General features: G+C 36.3%; 3 protein-coding genes. 2 read left to right on the top strand and 1 reads right to left on the bottom strand.

The genetic code is table 11. The features are described from left to right. The coding region (locus tag DPX34_RS21435) for an IS110 family transposase (RefSeq protein ID WP_157964591.1) at positions 1-501 on the bottom strand (501 nt) is incomplete at its 3' end. A gap of 432 nt (positions 502-933) precedes the next feature. Here DPX34_RS21435 and DPX34_RS21430 point away from each other — a divergent pair. Both DPX34_RS21430 and DPX34_RS21425 read left to right on the top strand, forming a co-directional pair. Further along, positions 934-1,350 carry a hypothetical protein gene (locus DPX34_RS21430; protein ID WP_157964819.1) on the top strand — a complete coding sequence of 139 codons (417 nt, stop codon included), beginning with the start codon at positions 934-936 and terminating at the stop codon, positions 1,348-1,350. A gap of 416 nt (positions 1,351-1,766) precedes the next feature. Then, positions 1,767-2,168 carry a hypothetical protein gene (locus DPX34_RS21425; protein WP_111980442.1) on the top strand — a complete coding sequence of 134 codons (402 nt, stop codon included), beginning with the start codon at positions 1,767-1,769 and terminating at the stop codon, positions 2,166-2,168. Positions 2,169-2,676 lie beyond the last annotated feature (508 nt).

Below are 2,676 nucleotides of genomic sequence, written 5' to 3'. Positions count from 1 at the left end.
ATAATTCTTCAACGTTGTGGTGATTTTATTTGTTAAATCTACACGGTCTTGCACGAGTTTACGACGATATTCAACCAGTTGGGCAAGCGACCTGACACTTTCGGTATCGGGTGTAATGACGCTCAATTTAGGCATATGCTGCTGTAATATTTCTAATTGGATAGCCGCGTCTGTTGGATCGTCTTTAGCCCCACTGAGTGTAAATGCCTTTCGGTATTTTGCTACGGTAGAGGGGTTTATAGTAAACAATACGATATGCTGAAATTTACTGAGCGCATAAATTAAAGGGCCTTTTTTTAATTCACAAGCGACAGCAACGGGTTGACCATTATATTTTTGTTTTAAAGTATTCGCCCAAGCATTAATAGCTTCTGGTTTTGAGGAAATAACGGTAAAAATGGGTTTGTCGCTTTTCTGTTCGAGTTCACAAACGTCGTGTTTACGATCTGCCCAATCGATAGCGATAAGGGCGGCAAAATCAGTAGGATTAAAAACTTTCATTTTTGACCTCCAAAGCGTAAAGTTAACCATGGAATATGGCAGTGGTATTGTTTCTCGCAGGTCTTATAGATAGTCGATATAGACGGCAATCCCTGAGTATGCGTATTGAAACAAGTGACTTCTGTTGCTCCGAAAGTCTTGTTATAAGCATCGAATGTTTTCGCTCAAATATTCGTAAGCAACAGAAGCATATTCCACCTATTAATAAGTTAGGTAAACTGATTAATTAATGGAACGGAGCAACTATAAGCCATTCAAGCAGGACTTTTAACAGTTGGCTAGGTTCCGCTTCGCTTCACATTTTAGCCAACAATTAAAAGCCTCTTAATGGGGCGTTAGAGAACTTATATGAACCAATATATCCCCATTTTGTCAATCACGTTATTCCTATTAAGTTGTAAAACAACTCAACATTCACCTAATGAGATGGAAATGTATGAGTTAAATAAAATGGCTATAAATCAGCAATATTCTGGAAACTATAAGCTTGCTAGAGCTACTTTTGACGAATGTATATCTAAAGATCCAAGTGATAATGCCATTACAAATAATAGAGCTAGAAGGTGGTGTCAAAATAACCTTATCGCTATGATTAATTCCTGCGAAATAGAAGCTGTTTGTGATAAATCTTATGCATTAAATTTGGCCAATAGTTTATATAAATATAATGAATACGCAAAAATCGACGATCATTACGCAATAAACATTGCAGACACTTTTTATCTTAATGGCGATAAGAAAAGAGCGATTGAAGTTTTGGATCATATATTCAAAATTATCAATCCCAAAAATGTAAAGCGCGAAATAATTAAAAAGAAACTTCATCAGTGGAAAGGTGAAGTTCTCTAACAAGCACTTCAACAGGACAAATAAAGCTTGGCTCCTGTCGCTGCGCTCCATATTATAGCCAAGCTAATTATTTGCCCGTTAAGTGGGCGTTAGCAGGCAATGAAATTTTGTTGTTTTAAGCGAGTGTAATTCATCTTGCGGTTTTTAATTCTTAGCTCTTTGGTTTAATAACTTCTCAATATTCGATGTTTGGTTTTCTTTTTAAGTGTTCAAACTTTTTAGCAAAGTTAAGTTATAAAATTTGATGCAATCTTTCGAAAAATCAATTAGTTTAGTGATTAAGGTGTTATTTGAACGTTCGGTAAGTTGCCAGCTAACAAGGCTAATTAATCGGACACATAAAAGTTGGCTGTTTCGCTGCGCTCACAATTTTAGCCAACTTTCATTTAGCCGTTTATTAGAGCGTTAGGTGTTCCATGAAGTATTCGTTACCCCTATTACTCTTTTTTACTTTTAACGCCTTGGGGTGTGGTGGTAAATCTATAATTCCAATTAATTTGCAAGTCGAAACATTCTACGATGACAAGGTAACCTTTTTCGAAGTTAACGTTAAGGCTCCACTGAAATTTAAAGGTTATGAATATACTCACTCCATTTATCTTAATGACTACAATCAAATTCCAATTGGGGCTCAGGAAGATAAAACTAATAACATTGCTTATTTCTATGCAGAGGGTACTCAAAGTTTCTTTGAAAAAGCACAATTATTAATATTTTATAAGTCACCAAGTGGTGGTGAGGACAAGGGGTTATGTGTAGGTCATTCCGAAACTTTAGATTGGAATACTATAAAAGAAGAGGCTCACAAGAACACCTAACAAACAAATTAACGCAGGACTTAAAACGCTTGGCTTAAGCTCCTTCGTCGCAAAGCATAGCCAAGCATTTTAAGCCCGTTATTTGGGCGTTAGGTGCTCATGCGTATTTCGTTAATAGTTCTATTTCTGCTATTCATTCTGGGATGCTCTAATTCAGAGGTAAAGAAAATTTATGGTACTTGTATGAGCATGGAGAAGCCCTTAAAAGCAGATGAACTTTACAATACATTTAATAATGGTGAATTATTGGAAAGTAATGAAAATGGAAACGAAATCCACTTTTTTTCACCACACCCTGATTACAATTTAATATACAGTTCATTTATAGTTGCAGAAGTTGATAGAAAAGGAATGGTTTTACATTTAAAGTGCTCGGAAGAACAGTACGCTTTTTGAAGTAGAGCACCTAACAAGCCATTACAGTAACGGGACTGCTAACAGCTTGCTCGGTTCCGCTTCGCTTCACAATTTTAGCAAGCTATTTTCAGCCCCTGAATGGGGCGTTAGC

Origin of the sequence: Algibacillus agarilyticus (genome assembly GCF_003286125.1) — a bacterium.
GTDB classification, from domain to species: domain Bacteria; phylum Pseudomonadota; class Gammaproteobacteria; order Enterobacterales; family Alteromonadaceae; genus Algibacillus; species Algibacillus agarilyticus.
The sequence above is the reverse complement of the archived record's forward strand: the minus strand, read 5'-3'. Positions and strand labels throughout refer to the sequence as shown.

Excerpts from the sequence above, each read along its gene's own strand:
- DPX34_RS21430 (WP_157964819.1), top strand. The coding sequence starts at position 934 with ATGTATGAGTTAAATAAAATGGCTATAAATCAGCAATATTCTGGAAAC.
- DPX34_RS21425 (WP_111980442.1), top strand. The coding sequence starts at position 1,767 with ATGAAGTATTCGTTACCCCTATTACTCTTTTTTACTTTTAACGCCTTG.